18 protein-coding genes and 1 pseudogene are annotated in these 18495 nt (G+C 37.3%); 12 read left to right on the top strand and 7 right to left on the bottom strand.

The annotated features are described in order from the left end of the window. Positions 1 to 233: 233 nt before the first annotated feature. From QNJ66_RS18725 to QNJ66_RS18715, 3 genes and pseudogenes are all read left to right on the top strand, one after another. Positions 234 to 566, top strand: coding sequence for a DUF433 domain-containing protein (locus QNJ66_RS18725; protein ID WP_300509639.1), 333 nt, complete (start codon positions 234 to 236; stop codon positions 564 to 566). 36 nt (positions 567 to 602) lie between these two features. Next, positions 603 to 716 (top strand): annotated as a pseudogene (locus QNJ66_RS18720) (hypothetical protein); the annotation flags it as partial. Between the two features lie 39 nt (positions 717 to 755). After that, entirely contained in the window at positions 756 to 1310 is a 555-nt protein-coding gene (locus QNJ66_RS18715; RefSeq protein ID WP_300509637.1) for a Uma2 family endonuclease, read from the top strand. 131 nt (positions 1311 to 1441) lie between these two features. Here QNJ66_RS18715 and QNJ66_RS18710 read toward each other — a convergent pair whose 3' ends face one another. Both QNJ66_RS18710 and QNJ66_RS18705 read right to left on the bottom strand, forming a co-directional pair. After that, the gene (locus QNJ66_RS18710; RefSeq protein WP_300509635.1) at positions 1442 to 2221 is read right to left on the bottom strand and encodes a hypothetical protein; all 780 of its coding nucleotides are present in this window, start codon (positions 2219 to 2221) and stop codon (positions 1442 to 1444) included. Positions 2222 to 2282: 61 nt separating this feature from the next. Further along, complete coding sequence (locus tag QNJ66_RS18705) at positions 2283 to 3428, bottom strand: RRXRR domain-containing protein (RefSeq protein WP_300509633.1); 1146 nt, start codon at positions 3426 to 3428, stop codon at positions 2283 to 2285. Between the two features lie 482 nt (positions 3429 to 3910). Between QNJ66_RS18705 and coxB the strand changes: the two genes are divergently transcribed. From coxB to QNJ66_RS18680, 5 genes are all read left to right on the top strand, one after another. Continuing rightward, entirely contained in the window at positions 3911 to 4858 is a 948-nt protein-coding gene (gene coxB / locus QNJ66_RS18700) for a cytochrome c oxidase subunit II (protein WP_300509631.1), read from the top strand. 213 nt (positions 4859 to 5071) lie between these two features. Further along, entirely contained in the window at positions 5072 to 6739 is a 1668-nt protein-coding gene (gene ctaD / locus QNJ66_RS18695; protein ID WP_300509629.1) for a cytochrome c oxidase subunit I, read from the top strand. A gap of 201 nt (positions 6740 to 6940) precedes the next feature. Then, positions 6941 to 7558, top strand: a complete 618-nt coding sequence (locus QNJ66_RS18690; protein ID WP_300509628.1) for a heme-copper oxidase subunit III — start codon at positions 6941 to 6943, stop codon at positions 7556 to 7558. Positions 7559 to 7650: 92 nt separating this feature from the next. Beyond that, on the top strand, positions 7651 to 7860 hold the full coding sequence (locus QNJ66_RS18685; RefSeq protein WP_300509626.1) for a 2-oxoisovalerate dehydrogenase E1 subunit beta: 210 nt from the start codon (positions 7651 to 7653) through the stop codon (positions 7858 to 7860). After that, a complete protein-coding gene (locus tag QNJ66_RS18680) occupies positions 7857 to 8102 on the top strand; it encodes a type II toxin-antitoxin system HicA family toxin (protein WP_300509624.1) in 246 nt (81 codons plus the stop codon). The genes QNJ66_RS18685 and QNJ66_RS18680 overlap by 4 nt, the downstream gene beginning before the upstream one ends. Before the next feature lie 37 nt (positions 8103 to 8139). Here QNJ66_RS18680 and QNJ66_RS18675 read toward each other — a convergent pair whose 3' ends face one another. After that, on the bottom strand, positions 8140 to 8919 hold the full coding sequence (locus QNJ66_RS18675; protein ID WP_300509623.1) for a hypothetical protein: 780 nt from the start codon (positions 8917 to 8919) through the stop codon (positions 8140 to 8142). Positions 8920 to 8956: 37 nt separating this feature from the next. Between QNJ66_RS18675 and QNJ66_RS18670 the strand changes: the two genes are divergently transcribed. Both QNJ66_RS18670 and QNJ66_RS18665 read left to right on the top strand, forming a co-directional pair. Next, a complete protein-coding gene (locus tag QNJ66_RS18670; protein WP_300509621.1) occupies positions 8957 to 9478 on the top strand; it encodes a hypothetical protein in 522 nt (173 codons plus the stop codon). Between the two features lie 86 nt (positions 9479 to 9564). Continuing rightward, complete coding sequence (locus tag QNJ66_RS18665) at positions 9565 to 11055, top strand: caspase family protein (protein ID WP_300509641.1); 1491 nt, start codon at positions 9565 to 9567, stop codon at positions 11053 to 11055. 150 nt (positions 11056 to 11205) lie between these two features. Here the strand turns inward: QNJ66_RS18665 and QNJ66_RS18660 are convergent, their stop codons facing one another. Continuing rightward, positions 11206 to 11730, bottom strand: a complete 525-nt coding sequence (locus tag QNJ66_RS18660; protein WP_300509619.1) for a hypothetical protein — start codon at positions 11728 to 11730, stop codon at positions 11206 to 11208. Between the two features lie 379 nt (positions 11731 to 12109). Here QNJ66_RS18660 and QNJ66_RS18655 point away from each other — a divergent pair, with 379 nt between their 5' ends. Further along, positions 12110 to 12616: a helix-turn-helix domain-containing protein gene (locus QNJ66_RS18655; protein WP_300509617.1), complete on the top strand. Its 507-nt coding sequence runs from the start codon at positions 12110 to 12112 to the stop codon at positions 12614 to 12616. A gap of 332 nt (positions 12617 to 12948) precedes the next feature. Here the strand turns inward: QNJ66_RS18655 and QNJ66_RS18650 are convergent, their stop codons facing one another. The 3 genes from QNJ66_RS18650 to QNJ66_RS18640 form a co-directional block, all read right to left on the bottom strand. After that, a complete protein-coding gene (locus QNJ66_RS18650) occupies positions 12949 to 15117 on the bottom strand; it encodes a nitrate reductase (protein ID WP_300509615.1) in 2169 nt (722 codons plus the stop codon). A gap of 27 nt (positions 15118 to 15144) precedes the next feature. Continuing rightward, entirely contained in the window at positions 15145 to 15627 is a 483-nt protein-coding gene (locus QNJ66_RS18645; RefSeq protein ID WP_300509613.1) for a DUF29 domain-containing protein, read from the bottom strand. Positions 15628 to 15741: 114 nt separating this feature from the next. Beyond that, the gene (locus QNJ66_RS18640; RefSeq protein ID WP_300509611.1) at positions 15742 to 16152 is read right to left on the bottom strand and encodes a hypothetical protein; all 411 of its coding nucleotides are present in this window, start codon (positions 16150 to 16152) and stop codon (positions 15742 to 15744) included. A gap of 301 nt (positions 16153 to 16453) precedes the next feature. Between QNJ66_RS18640 and QNJ66_RS18635 the strand changes: the two genes are divergently transcribed. Beyond that, positions 16454 to 17788: an alpha-amylase family glycosyl hydrolase gene (locus tag QNJ66_RS18635; RefSeq protein ID WP_300509609.1), complete on the top strand. Its 1335-nt coding sequence runs from the start codon at positions 16454 to 16456 to the stop codon at positions 17786 to 17788. Positions 17789 to 18495: the final 707 nt, after the last annotated feature.

The following is an 18495-nucleotide window of genomic DNA, read 5'->3' as shown; positions in this document are numbered from 1 at the left end:
CACTCCTTACTGTTTAAAAAGAATTGAAAACGAGTTAACCCTCACACTTTAATCTTGTCAGCTTGAAATTATGTCTTGCAACCCCGAACGTCAGTTCATCTGTTTTCCCACTCATCCCTAACGGGGTTCCAAGCCATAATTTTTTATGGGACAAAATATGTGCGGAATGTGGGTTAGAATGTCACTATAATCTAATTATCTGCTGTAACCCACCATTTTAGGGACTGATAAAAATGACACTCAAAGAATTAGAAAAACAAATTTTAGCCTTAAACCCCACCGACAAAGCCGAAATTATGCAAATGTTAACCCAAACATTAAATTATGGTTCTCAAGGAATCAAAAAAACGCCAGGGGTATGTGGTGGTGATGCTTGTGTTGGGAACACTCGTATTCCTATTTGGTCATTGGTCAATAATCGTCATTTGGGTATGAGTGATGCTAGTATTTTAGAAGCTTTTCCAGACCTTACGGCTGCTGATTTAGTCAATGCTTGGGCCTATGCAGATGCGCACCCTGATGAAATTTCTGCTGCTATCCAAGAAAACATAGAAATTATGCTATAAATGGGAGAAAACTAAAAATTTTCACGTCTCTACGCTGATGAAAATTTTCCTTTACCAGTGATTAAATTTCTCCGTAATTTTGGTCATGATATATTAACAGCAAAAGAAGCAGGAAATGATGGTTCATTATTCACCTTCTTTAAAGAGTAGTTAACTTATTCTCTCAACATTAAGCCTAATTCCTAAATTATGCTCCAAACCGCTAAACTGTCAATTAAAGATTATCAAAAAATTGTAGAAACTGGAATCTTTTGCGATCGCCGTATAGAATTAATCGAAGGACAGTTAATAGAAATGAGTCCAGAAACCCCTTATCATGCTAACTCTAACAACAAAATTTATAAATATTTTCTTACTTTATTTAATCATTTAGCTGATGTTCGTTCTGCTCATCCTATTAGTCTTTCTACCTCAGAACCACAACCGGATTTAGTTTTAGCTAAACTCCCTGATAGTCTATATAATAATAAACACCCCGAACCTGAAGATATTTATTTAGTAATCGAAATTTCTTATTCAACCTTAAGCTATGATTTAAACGAAAAAAAACAAGTTTATGCTAAGGCCAATATTTCAGAATATTGGATTATTGATCTAGAAAATTGTCGTCTTATTATTTTTCAAGATCCCCAACAAGAAACTTATCACAAGAAATTGGAATTAAATAACGGCTCAGTTTCTTGTCTCACTTTTCCTGATGTTCAAATAGAAATAAAAAAATTAATTGGCTCAATAGATTTCTAGTTATAATTACAGTAAATATCCATTGTTCCCATCTATAGAAATCAGTAATGATATATGAGAAGAGACAACATATCAGGACATAATACTATTATGTCCCTACGAATTCTAATTAATGATAATAATGACCATTCTTAGGCTAAATTAGCCTCACTTTTTTCTTGGTTATCTGGCATATTTTCTATCATGCTTTGAATTAAATCATACTGAGTAAAATACTTATTTCCTTGCCAATGTTCCCAAGCTTCAATATGTTTCATTCTTAAGGCCATTTCTAAAATAGATAATCCTTCTTCATGAACACTAATTGCTATTTCTTCAATTTCAGGTAAGGGTTGTTTCGATTTTTCCTCCATATAAGCTTTCACTGCTTTATTTTTTTCCTCTTCTGTTTCGTGTTGAGCAATAACCTCTTCAATTTCTTCTTCTAATTCTTCGGGTGTATAAACAACAACATCATCCTGATCAAAAAACTCTGCAAAAGAATTAGGAGGTTGAGGAGTTTCCTCAGGAGAACAACCAAATAATTTATTGACAATTCCTAGTCTAACTGGTTCAGCAGCGCGCCAATTAATTCTAGTATTAAAAAATTTTGCTGCTTCTATAATCCTTTGAAACGAACGCGCTTCTAGGATCATTAAATTATCACTAACAAACTCAAAATAAGCTAACGGAATCGGTCGCTCTTCTTTAGGAATTTTATTATAAGACTGTTGAAAACGAATTTTTTTAGCCTCGTCTTCATACAACCAATACCAGCGATCGCTCTTTTTATAAAACTTCAGACATTTTAACTTCTTAAACACCCCTAAAACCGTTTTTTTATTAGTAACATAATAATAAAGTCTGGCCGGTTGGTAGGGTTCCCCAGTAATATTCGTAATTAAATTTAATTCTGTTTCAGTTGTTGTCATTGTAAAATATGCGAGTGGAAACCCCGACGTTTTCAGACGACGGGGAGGAAACGAGCATCAACTAACAAACAGTTGCTCCAACGAAGTCCGTTCCCTGTTTATAAAGTAACCCCGTAGAGCGTTGGAGCAACACTACTTTCGAGGCAGTAAATTGTCCCAATCTTTTCCAATAAAAATCGGAAACTGAGACTTGTTTGGCTGTATCACCAGAACACCAACCATAGTAAACCTTGCCAGCCTTTCGTCCCTTGACAAAATCTCCTTTTCTGATGCCATGACGGGTAATAGTTCCTCCATATTTACGCCTTTTTCCTCCTTTGCTTGGAAGCATTAAGTGAAGTTGACGACGACGACGACTAATTGGAGGACGCTTAATGAGCATAAATTGACAAGGGGTAATAGCTACGATTCCTTGCCAAGTATGCCCATGATTATTACCTGAATAATGGGCTTGATAATTAAGGAATTGATAACAAGCTAAGGTGACACCATCAACAGCATGGGAACTAGGTGTTTGTTCTGCTTTGTTTCTAGATTTTTCCAATTTAAGGTGTTTTCTTAAATTAGACGTTTGCCAACCGTAAATAGTATGAACATTGCCCAACTTTTCTAATTGTTTGAGCATCCATTTCTGTCCTACCATAACGGCTGAAAATCCTTTCCCTGATTTGGCTCCTTTCCGCCCCGACGTTAAGTCAACATCGGCTTTGACGTATTCAAAATAAATATCAGAAACAGGAAAAACTTTACATAGTTCTTGAATAACCCTTAATTCAAGTTGTCGATTGGCTTTAATTGACGGTGATAACTTACCTTGTTTTCGGTTGTTAAATCGCTTTTGACGATGCGCTCTTAATTGAAAAGGTAATTGACGATTAATGCGTCTCCCTCTTCTTCCACGTCGCATCATCCGACGATTATCCATCCGTTCTCTTACTTTCTTAAAAGGAAGTTCAAGATGAGCAGTAAACAGAGTAAATTTAGTGGATTGAACACCAATACCAGAAAAAAGTTTTCCTGGGTCAATTCCCAGAGCAATGGACTGAGTTTTGGTGTCAGATGGCTCAACTAAAAGTTGAACATAAAATTGTCCTAACTTATTGAATTTTCCAACAGCTTTTTTATCTTCAATCCACCGTCTAGCCCGACTTGGTTTAGTGGGCATTAAGGGTGTTCCTTTGAGTGATAAAACAGGTACTCTTAACATGGTGATAAACCTCAGAGTATGAGTTTTGTGTCTCTTCGCCTACCTAATCTAAGATGTCTTGTCTAACAACGTCTTCCCAAAAAGACTTAAAAATAATCCAAACTAGAGAAGTATTTGGAAGTTTGTACCAAGATTAGGTTTACAGGCTATTCAACGCTTACGTCGCTACTTTTGGGAGTGGCAATCCCCAACTTCAACTTCGTTACGTTGGGGTTGTTGAATGTTTAAGTCTAATTTATTCCTGCTAGTTTGAGGCTGACTGCTCAGATTATTTCTATGGTAATTCAAAGTCATCATACCCATCTTAAAAAAAGCTAAAATCCTCATTTCTTAAGATTATCTTTTCAATTTCAATGAATTGGAATTTAGTTTGATTATAAAGAAAAACCAAAGATCCTTAAATCTGTGATAAAAAAAGCAATCATTTTTAAAACTTGGCCTTACCGTTATTAGATAGGTAATCGTCTAACCCATCAACAACTGTGAAGATTCCAAGTAACATTATCACCTTACTCGTTGGTATCGTCATTACATTAGCAAGTCTTTGGTACGGTCAAAACCATGGCCTATTGCCAGTGGCTGCTTCTGAAGATGCCCAACAGGTAGACAATATATTCAACTTTATGATGACGATCGCAACAGGACTATTTCTCCTCATAGAAGGGGTTTTAGTTTACAGTGTGATTAAATTTCGTCGTCGTAAAGGGGACACTAGCGACGGTCCTCCAATTGAAGGGAATGTCCCCTTAGAAATTCTCTGGACCGCTATTCCCACCGTTATTGTCTTCATACTTGCGCTGTACACTTTTGAAGCGTACAACAACATGGGGGGACTCGATCCCGTTATTTCCAAAGATACCCCCCCTCAACAAATCGCCATGGGTGATCACCAGCATAAAATCGCCTTGGGGATTGGTAAATCTGCAACAGAGGACAACCCTGCCATTATGGTGGATGTCAAAGGTATTCAATACGCCTGGATTTTCACTTACCCCGAAACAGGGATAATTTCTGGTGAACTCCATGCCCCGGTTGATCGCCCTGTGCAACTAAATATTGATGCAGGGGATGTCATCCACGCCTTTTGGGTTCCCCAACTGCGCTTAAAACAAGACGCTATCCCTGGCAGAGAAGCATTTTTATCCTTTACAGCTAATCGTGAAGGAGATTATCCCATCATCTGCGCTGAACTCTGTGGTGCTTATCACGGAGGCATGAAATCAGTGCTTCATGTGGATAGTGCCGAAGCTTACGCTGAATGGGAACAAGCTAATAAACCCGTACAAGAAGCCAATATGGGAGAAACTGCTTTAGTTGATCCACAAAACATGAGTGATCCCGAATTTCTCAGCCCTTATGCCGAAGAAATGGGTATGAATCATAACATGGTTGCTGAATTAGCCAACCATAATTCCGATCAGGCTTTTTAACCCTGAAAGAAGTCGTCACCTAGACAGAGAGAAACACTCCATTCTGACTTTAAAATCTGAATTTCTGAGGTGGAAACCAAGGGTTTTAGCTTCCCTGCCCTTGTAGGGTCTATTAACTACCAACTGGTACTGGACTTCTCATTGAGACCTTTAACTTAAGGTCTTTTCTGTACCTGTTTTACTAACTCAATCGCCATAATTGATAAACCTTCTATGACAATAACCGTCGAATCAACCCACATGGAACACCAACAAAGGAAGTGGACGGACTATTTCACCTTTTGTACTGATCATAAGGTGATCGGGATTCAATATTTAGTCACGTCCTTCGCATTCTATTTCATCGGTGGGGCCTTTGCTGAAGTTATTCGCACAGAATTAGCTACTGCCGATCCCGACTTCGTTACCCCGGCTCTGTATAACCAGTTTATGACTATGCATGGCACAATCATGATCTTTTTATGGATCGTTCCTGCCGGAGCTGCTTTTGCCAATTATTTGATCCCTCTGATGATTGGGGCTGATGATATGGCTTTTCCCAACCTTAATGCTGTGGCTTTTTGGTTAACACCTCCTGGAGGAATTTTATTACTCCTCAGTTTCTTTGTGGATGGTGGTGCCGCCCAGTCTGGTTGGACTTCTTACCCACCCCTGAGTTTAATTAGTGGGGTTTGGGGCCAAGAAATTTGGATTTTGAGTGTCTTATTGGTGGGAACTTCCTCAATTTTGGGGGCAATTAATTTTGTCACCACCATCTTTAAGATGCGCATTAAGGGGATGGACTTGCACAGTATGCCTCTGTTTTGTTGGTCTATGCTGGCAACCTCTGCTTTAATTCTTTTATCCACCCCTGTATTGGCTGCAGCTTTAGTCCTGTTATCCTTCGATTTAATCGCCGGTACCAGTTTCTTTAACCCCACAGGAGGGGGCGATCCGGTAGTTTACCAGCATATGTTCTGGTTTTACTCCCATCCTGCGGTATATATCATGATTTTACCCTTCTTTGGGGTAATTTCCGATGTCTTACCGGTTCATGCTCGTAAGCCCATCTTTGGTTATCGAGCGATCGCCTATTCCAGTTTAGCCATTAGTTTTCTGGGTTTAATTGTTTGGGCGCACCATATGTTCACCAGTGGTACTCCTGGATGGTTGCGGATATTCTTCATGGCTGCCACCATGTTAATTGCGGTTCCCACAGGGATTAAAATCTTTAGCTGGTGTGCAACTGTTTGGGGCGGAAAACTTAACCTCAACACGGCTATGTGTTTTGGTATTGGTTTCATTGCTACCTTTTTAGTAGGTGGTTTAACGGGAGTGATGTTATCTTCTGTTACTTTTGATATCCATGTTCATGACACCTATTTTGTGGTGGGACATTTCCATTATGTTCTCTTTGGTGGGGCAGCGATGGGACTGTTTGCCGGGTTCTATCATTGGTTCCCGAAAATGACGGGTAGAATGATTAACGAAACCTTGGGTAGAGCTCATTTTATCCTGCTATTCATTGGCTTAAATATTACCTTTTTACCCATGCACGAACTAGGGTTATTAGGGATGAATCGTCGTATTGCTTTATATGACATTCAGTTTCAACCTTTAAACCAAATTTGTACCTTGGGTGCGTATATTTTAGCTCTGTCTAGTCTTCCCTTTGTGATTAATATGTTTGTCAGTTTAACCAAAGGAGAAAAAGCAAGCCGTAACCCTTGGCGCGCCTTTACTTTAGAGTGGCAAACTTCTTCCCCTCCAGCTATTGAAAACTTCGATGAAGAACCCATTTTATGGGCTGGTCCTTATGATTATGGTACCGACTCTGAAGGGGTTGATGCTGAGGAAAGTGTCGAAGATATATTAGCGGAAGTTGGAGCTAATTCTAAGTAGTTTTTCTGTCTTCTGGGCTTAACAATATTAAGCCCCTAATGCTCTTTTTTCAACTGTCATTAAGCTGAGTTCGGTGTTAGGAGTTGAGTCTTGTTTAATGAGAGAATCAGTTTTTAAAACTCCTAATTTTGACAAGTTGTATATCAATGTCCTTATATCGAACTCAACTGTCATTAAATCATTTCAACGTTTCAATTTCTTATGCAAGGATCAGCTATTCAACAACCTCAAGGAACGGTTCCCGAACAAGGTGGTCATCATGGCGGCCACGAGGGACATCCCGATCATCGACTGTTTGGTATTGCTCTGTTTTTAGTGGCAGAAAGTTCTATTTTTCTGGGCTTATTTGCAGCCTTTTTAATCTATAGAACCATAGTTCCTGTTTGGCCACCAGAAGGTACTCCAGAACTAGAATTATTATTACCTGGAATCAATACTATTATCCTGGTTACTAGCAGTTTTGTCATGCACAAGGGACAAGATGCTATCAAGAAAAATGATGTGCCTGGGTTACAACTGTGGTTTGGTATTACTGCGGTTATGGGTATTATTTTCCTCATCGGCCAAATGTATGAATATTTCCATTTGGAGATGGGTTTAACTACCAATTTATTCGCTAGTTCTTTTTACGCTTTAACGGGGTTTCATGGTCTTCATGTTAGCTTTGGACTGTTATTAACCCTAGCAGTTTTATGGCGTTCTCGTACACCAGGACACTACAGCAGTGATTCCCATTTCGGTGTGGAAGCTGCGGAACTTTACTGGCACTTTGTTGATGTCATTTGGATCATTCTTTTTATCTTGGTTTATTTACTGTAAATCAATTTGAGATAATTTTTAATTCCCCCAACTTCTGAAGTTGGGGATTTTTTGTATAATATTAATTGATATTTTAGGAGATGATTAAATCTATGACTGAAATTATTTTCTTAGTTGAAATTGATGATGATGGAGGTTATGTTGCCCAAGCATTAGGGGAATCAATTATTACCCAAGCTGATGATTTAGAAACCTTAAAAAAGGAAGTTAAAGATGCTGTTCATTGTCACTTTCCTGATGAAACTTTACGTCCTAAAATTATTCGTCTTCATATTGTCCAAGACGAGGTATTTGCTTCATGAAATTGCCGAGAGATTTATCAGGTCAAGATTTGGTCAAATATCTAAAAAAGTTAGGTTATCAAGTTAGTCATCAAACAGGTAGTCATATTCGATTAACAACTCAACAACAAGGAGAACATCACATTACTATTCCTGCTCATAATCCCTTAAAAGTTGGTACGCTAAACGCCATTTTAAAGGATATTGGCAATCACTTTCAAATCAATCGAGATGAACTGCTTAATCAATTATTGGGCAAATAAATAATTAATTACGAGTTTTTTGATGACACTGAATTAATCATTTAAGAATGACAATTTGTGTAGCATTATCCCGTTTATAAAGGTTTATGACAGGAAAATTTAATTGCTTATTCTTTTCTGGTAATGCTGGAAAAATATATAAATAACTTTCTCCTTCAATAAGTAATCTCCAGACTCTTTTTTGATCAGTATCATCCACATTTGTTAGTTCTTTACCTAATAATCTTTGATACAAACTTTTGTCACCAATAATACGAAAATTTGAGGTATTTGATAAAGGATTATCTAATTTACGTCCTAATGGTGAGCTTTCAGACATAATAGCTGTAATTACAGGTAATTTTGATGTTTCATTGACTGCATCTGTAAAAGCATCTTGTTCACCTTGCCATTGTGCTAAGAAAAAAAGAGCAAAAAGTAACCAAGCAATAATAATCAGTTCATCGAGTAAAGAGGCTAAAAATTTTAGGGAACTTAAATGATTTGCACTTACATTTAGTGAAAATCTGTGAATAACATTCCTCAACTTAATTTGAATCAACTGTAAAGCTTTTAAGCTTAATAAAATAGCAATTAAAGTTACAGTAAAAATAATTACAGTTCTGAAGATAGTTAAAGGTGAGCCAACCAATGCTTGAAATGCAGCTAAATAAAAGGACTCGACGGGTAAATTTAAGCCAGTAATTTGTATATGAAAAAAGCCAAAATATGCCCAACGATAAATCCATCCTGTAAAATAGAGTCCAGCAGCTAATAAAGCAATTAAACTAACTAATTTACTCAAGGGATTAAATTCAACATTAGGAGAATCTGACATGAAAATAAAGTTTCTAATATTCAGTATTTTGATGTTAATGGTAACTTCTACAACGGTTACCAGTCAGAAGACATTTATAAATAGCATCATCTTAGCACAATCTATTGATAATAATAAACAAAATCAACAAATTCTAACTGTTGCTGTTCCTAAATCTGCTACTATTTTTCTAAAAAAAGGAGAATCTTATACAGGACATTTAACCGCTTTTGATGCTAAAAACTTAGCCCTCACCGCTGAAGACTATTCACAAAGTTTTCCTATCAAAGATATTAAACAAATTGATTTTTCTAAAGATGATGTTTGGATCATGACTCCTGAAGGAACTAGCAGACGTTTACCCATTCGAGGGATTCCTATTCCCATCGAGAATATCCCCATTACTTCATTTAGTTTAAAAGATGAACTTATTGAAGGAACAATAAATTTAGGGCAAGTTTTAACCCCAGAAGAATTTGAAAAACTGACAAAAGATCCTAAAAAAATTCGAGTGGTTCAAACCATCATCTTTCAAGACAGTGACACTTTAACGATCAAACTTATTGCAGTAAAACGCTAACCTTTACTAAAGCGCAATAGTGAGAAACTAAAACCAGCTATGAATCTTTGTGCTATCTTAGGGCTAAAAAGCTAATAATCTTAGTGATGCTTTCCTTAAAACGATTTTATGCCCTTAAAACCTTATTAATCTGGTTATCCCTATCTGTTGCGGTTACGGCTGAAACTTCTCCCAACCCTTCTTTATCTAATCTTGATTTAGTTATTCCCAGTGATTTATCTGCAAACCCTCAATTAAGACAATTAATTGCTCAAAATTTACCTAGAAAAGCCTTAGTTATTGGTAATGCTGCCTATGGAGAAGGGGGTTTAAATAATCCTGTCAATGACGCTAATGCAGTGGCTAAAGCGTTGAGAGACTTGGGTTTTGATGTTACTCCTCGCATTAACCTTAATTTACGATCAATGGATGAAGAAATTGAACAGTTTAGCCAAGAATTAACAGAAGGAGGGGTTGGGGTTTTCTATTACGCCGGTCATGGAGTTCAGGTAAAAGGGGAAAATTATTTAATTCCTTTGGAAGCTGAACTAAAAAGAGAGAAGGATGTCAAATATGATGCTTATCCCTTGGGAAAGGTCATTAATGCGATGGAAGCAGCTAAAACTCGCATTAATATTTTGATTATCGATGCTTGTCGAGATAATGATTTTTTTCGTCGCTGGCGATCGCCAAATCGTGGATTAACCGGTGTTAGAGGGTTGGAAGAACTAGAAGCAAATCAAGGATGGTTTATTGCTTTTGCTACCGATCCTGGAAATGTAGCAGAAGATGGGGAAGAGTCTTCCCATTCTCCTTTTACCTATCATTTATTGCGTCATCTGAAAACACCGGATGAAGATATTGATTTGATGTTCAGAAGGGTTAAAAAAGATGTTTTAAAAGCAACTGATAATGAGCAAAGACCTTGGGTGAGAAATGGTTTGTTAGGTCCTTTTTACCTTAATCCGAGTATAGCAACCACTTCACCACTAATTCCACCTGAGTCGACAATAGAGAGTAAACCCACTCCTTCATCATCTCCTTCCCCTTTACCTGTTTCTTCTCCACCTACTCCAACACCTACTAAACTAAATTTACCGCAACTATTAGCTAATAAAAGATGGCGTGAAGCTAATGATAAAACATGGGAAAAATTAATAAGAGAAGGAGATAAGAATAATAACGGAATTTTAGAAAGTAGTGAAGTTGAAAAACTACAGTGTGAGACTTTAGTGAAACTTAATAATATGTGGATTAAACACTCGAATAGAAAGTATGGATTTAGTGTCCAAAGAAGAGTTTATTCAGAAACCCATAGTGCATTTTCCTTGAAAAAATCTAATGTAAATGCTTATACGCTATTTGCTCAAAAAGTTGGCTGGTATCAAAATAATCGTTGGTTATCTGCTAATGACTTATTTAATCAAGTTTCTTCTCAGTCGGGGTTTTTTCCTCTGTGGTTTATTTATCAAGAAAAATTTGACCAAAATCCGTTTGGCCTTCCTTCTAATTATGAGTTTATTCGCCGCGATCCCAATGCCATTATAGTTAGTCCAGGGACAATGTTAAGAGAAAAATTAGAAATATGTTCTATTTAGTGCATAATGTTAGAATCATATTCAAAAAGATAGCTTATAATTTTGATTACCCATATACAATAAATAGTTAAACTGAAGATGAAATTTTATACAGGTTAATCTAGGATTTCAAAAAGTTCCTACCCTACAAAAATAAAAGATAGAAAAAACTTACCTAGATACCTCAACATTATTGAATCTTAGAAAACTAGCAGAATGATGTACCTCTAAAGTATGAAACTCATTTGTTTGAGAAGGAATATTGTTAAAGGTTAGAGTAATTTTAATTGGTGTTCCTTTAGGATATCTCATTGTTATCCGCCTTTCACTTTTAAGAGGACTAATTTGCACTTGACTACAATGATACACATTTCCAAAACTATCAAAAGCTTTAGTGTTGCTATCTCGGCAGTTTATTCCAGCATTAAAAGTCTCTTTACTTCTATAAACTAATGTACATATTACCGTTGAAGTGGCACCATTACAACTTTGTACAATACCAGTGAAATATTTATTATCAGCTCTTTTTAGATTTTGTGCTAATAACTGATCTTGTTTATTTTTATCAATTATCTCATGTTGCTCACGTTCTGCGATCGCTGCTTTAACTTCAGTCAACCTTCCATCAGTAAGAGGTGTACCTAAACCAAAACATCCTAAAACAACTAAACGAATAACTTGCTGTTTGTTAAACATGAAAATGGACTCCTTAAAACCAATAGAGTAAATATTTAGTCAAAATCACCATCAGGATAGCACAAAAATTATCTTTTGAGTGCGATCGCATATCTTGTAGGTTGGGATCGGAACTCAACCCAACAGATAAACTAAAGTGTGATCACTCAAAGAAGACTTAAAAAGTTAAAACTGATAACTGATGACTGATAACTGATAACTGCCCACACTCACTCAACCGAAATATTGAGAGACCGAATTGAAAAGTGCTATAAATGCGATCGCCTAATCAGAGATGCGATCGCATATTTTTTTTGTGTAAGTTTTGCTCTGTCTATGTTGACTACTCAAAACTTGGGCTAAAATAAAAGTTATAGAACTGGAATAGTTATTTGTACTTATGTTTGCTACTGCAAAAGAAACAGCCGAAATATTAGGAGTTTCTAGACGAAGAGTGCATCATTTACTGACTAACAACCGCATTGAAGGAGCATTTAAGCTCGGAAATCAATGGGTTATCCCTTTATGTGATGGAAAACCGATTATTAGTGAGGGGAAACGCGGCCCTAAAGCTCGTTGGCATAAAAAAGCGAAAAAGCCCCTGAAAAAAGATTTAGCTGTAGTTAAAGTGGTGCGACAGAATATTGATGGTAATGTCAGCAACAAAACGAATAAGACTGTGATTAGTGTTAAGCGAGGTACTCAAAAAGTAATGCAGGGTCATGCTATTGATATTCATGGACCATGTAGACTGTTTTACTCCCATGAAGCAAGGGCTGATAAAGGTGGAGCTAGGGTTTGGTTAGAGACTTATTTTGATGTAGATGTTTTTGTTGATCAGGATTGGCAACCTCCAGTAGAATCAGGATCGATCTTCAAAGTCCAATTAAAAGAAAATGTTTCTTAATATTCATCAATAGGGTAAATATGTTGTAGTTTTCGTTATTGTTAATGCCGAATCTCCTGGTACATGAAATTGGATCATTACTTCTTATATTGCCCATAAATTAACAGGAGTAAATCAATGAATCATCGATACAGTATTGCTATAAATGCGATCGCTGAATAAGAGATGCGATCGCATATTTTGTGGTGTAATACCGAATCCGCTTATTATCGTAGAGTAATCTTCTTTCTCCCCCTGCTTCCTCTGCTCCAGAACGATGATTGTCTACTATCTAAAGCGGATTTAGTATCATTGGGGGTAGCTAGTCGTTGAAAATACATGGTGAAGCAAAGTTAAGAGATTTTTAGTAGGTGTACCGCACAAGCTTTTAACTCAGGTTGTAAAGAACTCGGACAAGCCGTAGGATGGGTTAAAGCGTTAGCCTCGGCATCCTCCGCCCAAAGCGCGCCCCAGTGCATAGGAACGAACACAGTACCAGGAGCGATCGCCTTAGTAATTTTTGCTGGAAAATAGGCTTTTCCTCGACGCGATCGCACTTCTAACACACTATTCTCTTTAATGTTCAATTTAGCAGCATCTCGAGGATGAATTTCTAAAAAAGGTTGAGGATACTTCTTGTAAATTTTAGAAATGCGTCCAGTGCGAGTTTGAGTGTGCCAATGGCCGTATAATCTACCCGTGGTTAAAACGAAAGGATAGGCTTGATCAGAAGGTTCTGCCAGCCCCCTAGAATGGTATGCTGCGAACCTAGCCCGTCCATCTGGAGTATTGAAGCGAAAATCCGTATAAAGTCGCTTATTAGTGCGGTTTTGTTCGGCTAACTCCTCTCCTTCCAGACAAGGCCAACTATCAGCATAAGGCCACTGCAAAGGTCCATATCTGTGTAATTTTTCATGACTCAACCCTGAACTATCACAAGGACGGTTTTCCGTTATTTTGACAAACTCTGCATAGACTTCGGCCGAGTTTGCAAAACTAAACGGCTTCTCGAACCCTAAACGTCGTCCCACTTCGGCAAATATTTCCCAGTCAGCCCTTGCTTCTCCAGGAGGGTCACGAAACTGGGGACAAACGTTAACCACCCGTTCTGAGTTAGTCATCACCCCTGTTTTTTCACTCCACTGTGCCGCCGGTAGTAAGATATGGGCATAAGCTGATGTTTCCGTGGGATAATAAGCGTCTTGATAAACAGTAAAAGGCGATCGCTTCAAGGCTGCTTGAGTTCGTTTCAGATCCGGCATACTCACAGCCGGGTTGGTAGCTGCGATCCACAAAAAGCCTACTTCTCCAGTTTCTAAACCTTGGATCATTTCCCAAGCAGTACGACCTCGTTGGGGTTGAATAGTACCTGAAGCAACACCCCAAAACTGTTCTACTTCTGACCGATGTTGAGGGTTATTAACCAGCCTATACCCAGGTAAAATATTACAAAGTCCCCCAGCTTCTCGACCTCCCATTGCGTTAGGTTGTCCCGTGAGGGAAAAAGGCCCCGCACCTGGTTTACCAATATCTCCTGTCATCAGGTGTAAATTAATAAGTGTGCGAACTTTAGCAGTTCCTTCGGAAGATTGATTTAGTCCCATAGACCATAAGGACAACACCCGTTGTGACTCACCCCAATATTTAGCAGCTTTTTCTAAATGTTCCACGGGAATACCACATTTACGCGCCACTAACTCGGGGGGATAATGACGGATAACCTCAGCGTAGGCCGGAAAGTTTTGGGTACATTCATCGATAAAAAGGCTATCAATACGACCCCGGCGCATCAATAAATAGGCGATACCGTTGAAGAGATCGATATCGGTTCCTGGTTTAATAGGCAGGTGTAAGTCTGCTGCTTCGGCGGTTTGGGTACGTCTGGGGTCAACCACCACCATTTTTACTTTACGGTTCTTTTTATGATAGACCCGCAGACGGTTGAAAATTATGGGGTGACATTCTGCGGTATTAGTTCCTACTAAAAATGCACAGTCGGTTAACTCTAAGTCTTCGTAACAACAAGGTGGCCCATCACTGCCGAAACTTTGGATATAGCCTGCTACAGCAGAGGACATACAGAGACGGGAGTTTGCGTCAAAATTATTGCTTCCCAGGAACCCTTTAAAGAGTTTTTGGGCGATATAATAATCTTCTGTCTGAAACTGTCCGGAACCATACATACATAATGCGTCTGGCCCTTGATTTAAGCGTACTGTTTGCATACGGTTAGCGATCGCTTCCATTGCTTGATCCCAACTTACCCGATGAAACTCATCGTTTAAACTGTCTCGCATCATGGGATATTTAAGACGATCTTTCCCCAGAGATTCGCTAACTGTTGCACCTTTAACACAGACTTTTCCCAAACTAGAAGGATGACTGCGATCGCCCCTAACATACCAGATAGGATTTCCTTCGCTGTCTCGGTTGACTGCTTTTCCTGGTTGGGCCGGTGGTAAGACTTCTAAACCACAACCCACACCACAATAAGGACATAAAGTTTTAGTAGAGTTTGTCATTTCAGTTATCAATTATTAGTTATTATCTTATTCAACAGAGTTTATCTCAGAAGGCAACCAATCACTATTAATAAGTTTTTCTATAGTATAAGGACATTGAGAAGGAAAATTATCTTTTTGTAATCCTGTTTTAACTACTACATATTTAACAGCACGTTTATATATTTTTTCAATATTTTCCTCAAGATACTGATATAAATTAGTTGTCATATCTATTTCCAATTGGTTACGGAAATTAACAATCTCACTCCCCCAATGACGATAATTATACTCTCTTTCTGTTTCCCAATACTCCATGAGCAGTAAATGTCTAATAATTTGTTCTAAAAAGCTGACACCACTACGCTTTGTATTCCTAACCAAATCTTCTAATACCTCAGTTAAACTCTCTAAGTCTAATTTCTCTAAATCACGAGATTGGATTATTTTTAAAGTCATTTCATACCAGGCTAAATCATCAGTTTGATAAAGTTCTCTCAGAGCATTATCAGTTAATATACTAGCTTTCATTATTTAACCTCTTTTGAATATTGTTAAAAAGTAGGTAAGGATTTGGAATATTATCATATAACTTAAATTCACATTTTCCCTACCTACTTTCCCCTCTAAAAAAACAACAATTAATTAACTAGGTCCGTTAGCTACAACAACTCGTTTGATTTGTGACCAATATATTGAACTAGGAATGTTTGCTTTGGCTCGATAAGGATTAGTCCCTTCAAAAAATACCTGACCAGTTTCAATAGTTATACCATCTGCATCCTGAAATTGAGCATGAACAAATGGTGAAAGACAGGTTAATTCTCGACAGGTATCTTCTACAATCCATTCAACTCTATCATTATAAAAAGTTGTCTTTTTCAAATTATATCTACTGTCCTTCCACGAGGTAGGTACTTGGTTTTGAGCAATTAAAATAGGATTAGAAATATTAGAATTAGGTTTCTCTGCAATTAATGCTTGAGAGGGATAGGTATAGCTACCAATCAATACAGCTAGAAAACATAGCTTTTGAATAATTTGATTATTTTTCATTTGAGAATCTCCAGATAATAAATGACTTGCAATAATCTAATATGCCCTCACATTATAGCAATGTTTATTTATGGATTAACAGTAAAGAAATAATTAAGATTTAGAGATTGTATCTGTAGGGGCTTAATATTATTAAGCCGTTAAAGAATTAACTAAAAAGGTAGTTTTACCTAAGTCTAATTTCTCTTGGTATTATTTTTAAGAAATAGTTAACTTTTGTTAAGGGAAAGAATAGGGTAAATGTCTTTTTAATGATAATCTTAAGATAATGTTAAAATTTAGTATTCAGGGGAAGAAACCAATGGTCAGACCTGATGTGGTGCTTCATGCTTTTAATTGGAAGTATCAAGAAATTATCGATCGATTGGGAGAAATAAAAGAGGCCGGTTATGGTGCCATTTTAATTCCTCCACCTCTTTATTCCGATCCTCATAGTGACCATTGGTGGCAATGTTATCAACCCAAAGATTATCGAGTGCTTCTCTCTCATTTAGGAGGAAAAAAAGAACTAGAAGAATTGATTAAACAATGTCATAGCAGTGAGCTGAATATAAAGATTTATGCAGATGTTGTGATTAATCATATGGCTAATGAAAATCGAGGTGATCGATTAAATTTTCCAGGAGAAGCTGAACTAGCTAACTATGGTCATAATCGAGATTTATTTGAGGCCAATAAGTTATATGGGGACTTAAATGAGGGCTTATTTTCTCCCTATGATTTCAATTCTAAAGGACATATTCAAGAACATGAATGGCATGATCGAGAACGAGTTGTCTATGGAGATTTAGGTGATCTACCGGATTTAATGGACTCTCCTTGGGTATTGTTACAACAAAGAACTATGTTAACGGCCTTAGCTGAAATGGGTTTTGATGGTTTCCGTATTGATGCCATTAAGCATATTACGAGTCGAATGATTGATAATTTTGCTGATAATGATTCCCTGGCCGGAAGTTATTTTTTTGGAGAAGTATTGACCACGAATGATCATGAAGAAAAAATATTTTTAGATCCCTTTCTGCAAGAAACATGGATATCTGCCTATGATTTCCGTTTGTTTCAAACCATCCGAAAAGCATTCAACATGGGAGGTTCCCTGAGAACACTGGCCCGTCCTGAAAACGAGAATAATGGCCTACCTTGGGATCGGGCTGTGACTTTTGTGGTTAATCATGATCTGCCCCATAATGACGATTTTCGTGAGTTTCTGCTCGATCGCACCGATGAAAATTTGGCTTATGCCTATATTTTAGGGAAAGATGGCGGACTGCCCTTAGTTTACTCAGATCATAACGAATCAGTGCATAAATATCATCAAGATCACGATCGCTGGTATGATGCCTTTAAACGAGACGATATGAAACGCATGATTCGCTTTCATAATGAGGTTGAAGGAAAACCAATGACGATGTTATATGAAAGTGACTTGGTGTTAGTGTTTGGACGGGGAGATTGTGGGATCGTTGCTATTAATAAAGGGGGTGATCATGCTTCGGTTGAATTTAGCACTCATTGCTTACAAAAGCCTAGTGTCTATAAGGATTTAATGAATGATAACCAAATGACACTTTCAGGCGATCGCTTTACTCTATCTATTAACCCGAGAACGGCTCAAATGTGGTTAGCTCAATAATTAAGCGATCGTTTATTTCTCACTGTTTTGTATTTTTCTAATTAATACCATTTTCATCAAATTAGACTACAACATAAACATCTGTAGTCTAAGTTTAATGGTATTTTTAATGTTTTCTTTTGGAGGTTGCTCTAAAAACTGGTAAACATGGGAACAATACAAGCATTAGAGGCTTGAGAAAGGAAAAGTTTGCCAGCATGACTAATGAAACGAATACTTGTCGTCTATATGTTGAACCAAAGTTGAGGGAAGCAGGATGGGAAAGGGAACCTCACTACTACACAGAACAGAGTAATGTAATTTAAGTAGTGAAAATTAATCTAAGTTGATAGTATTTTCTCATTATAATGGTGAATGAAATATAAAATTGCTCCTTCATGATTGAAAAAGTTTTTAGAAAACGCTAGGTTTTTTCTAAAAGGAACTCAAAGCACCCTAGAAGATGTAAGGATGGTTAAAGTTTTTCCTCAAAGGGATTTTTGAAGTAAGCGAATCAGCTACGACTACTGCTCGATCTATAGGTTCTTAGAAGTGAGTTATGAATAGTAGTTACTTTCCCATCTAAATTATACTGACATCTTGCACCTTCAAATAAAATCCTAGTTTTGTTAGAGGCAGGAGTTGAAAGGCAGGAGGCAGAAGGAGTAATAGCTAGATATAATCTTAAATAGCCAATTATGAGCAATTTAAAAGCTAAATAATCTTAT

The organism is Crocosphaera sp., assembly GCF_030064895.1.
Taxonomy (GTDB): Bacteria; Cyanobacteriota; Cyanobacteriia; order Cyanobacteriales; family Microcystaceae; genus Crocosphaera.
Note: the sequence above shows the minus strand (reverse complement) of the source record. Positions and strands in the feature narration are given on the sequence as shown.